The sequence below is a fragment of the Endozoicomonas sp. SESOKO3 genome (assembly GCF_024606255.1).
Map to the genome: position 1 here is coordinate 1 of NZ_JAHHPR010000257.1, position 1,064 is coordinate 1,064.

Consider the following 1,064-nt stretch of genomic DNA (forward strand, 5'->3'; position numbering starts at 1 on the left):
AAAAAGGGGGGGGAGTACATCAATCCTCCGGTATCCCCAAAGCCTTCTTCTGCTCAGACCAGAGCAGAGGAAAGGGCTTCATAAAATCAGCCAGCGTCAACCCACCCAGGCTTCTGCCATCAATGATGGCCTCCTGAATCTCTGGCGACAGGGTGGTCAGGCGTAAGATCCGGGAAGCATAGCTGACACTGGTAATCCCTTCCTTCTGAGCCAGCACTTTCAGATGCTGTTCTTTCCCTGTTTCCAATGCCTTCAACCATCGGTGCGCCCTGACCAGAGCATTCCTCAAAGCCGGATCGACCTCTTCCAGTGCCGGACGACCATCCGGCGTGGTGATCTGGCTCTTGCCCTTGCGGTTGATGAACTTAATGGGGATATGCACCAGAATGCAGTTCTCGTCTTCGAGATAGGTGCGGGTGGCTTTGCCAGTCACTTTTATGGCCATGTCACTTCTCCTTGTAGCTCATGGGTAATGGTGGGTATTCCTTCCTGGTGGAAGCGAATCTCAATGCCCTGCTGGTGGACGTCTATACGACTGACCAGTAGTTTCATTAAACGGCGCTGTTCTTCCGGGAACAGCAGGTTCCAGATGTCCGACAGATCATTCAGGGCTTCTCGAACCTGATCTTCATTGAACGTGTCCTGATCCGTCAGCATCTGCCAGGTGGTGAAAATGATCTCCGGTTGCTTGAGTAAATCCCGAAGATGCTCGACTACCAGAAACTCAATCTCTCTGGCTGGCAGGGTAGGCAGGGGTGAGTGTTTATGACCATGCTTCCGGGCCGTGCTGCTGACGTAGTAGCGGTGCAGTTTGCCCTTGCTGCGGCTGGCCGTGGGTATCAGGGCTTCCTGCTCCGGCCCGAACAGAAAACCCCGCAGAAACGAACGTGTGTTGCGGTGTCGGCTGTCTGACTGCCGGGTCGAGCTGTTGCCCTGGAGAATGGTTTCGACCTGCTCCCAAACGTCGGGTTTGATTAAATAATAGGACACCCTTATATTTAGCCTAAATAATAGGACACCCTTATATTTGACAAACAAGCCAGCTCGTCTAGTTTTTTCCTGTC

General features: G+C 52.8%; 2 protein-coding genes. Both read right to left on the reverse strand.

Annotation, left to right across the window (positions count from 1 at the left end; all coding sequences use genetic code 11):
* Nucleotides 1-19 precede the first annotated feature (19 nt).
* Nucleotides 20-445, reverse strand: a complete 426-nt coding sequence (locus KDK18_RS04665) for a LacI family transcriptional regulator (RefSeq protein ID WP_257253547.1) — start codon at nucleotides 443-445, stop codon at nucleotides 20-22.
* The gene (locus KDK18_RS04670) at nucleotides 436-990 is read right to left on the reverse strand and encodes a zinc ribbon domain-containing protein (protein ID WP_257253548.1); all 555 of its coding nucleotides are present in this window, start codon (nucleotides 988-990) and stop codon (nucleotides 436-438) included. Before KDK18_RS04670 ends, KDK18_RS04665 begins: the two co-directional genes overlap by 10 nt.
* Between the last annotated feature and the right edge of the window lie 74 nt (nucleotides 991-1,064).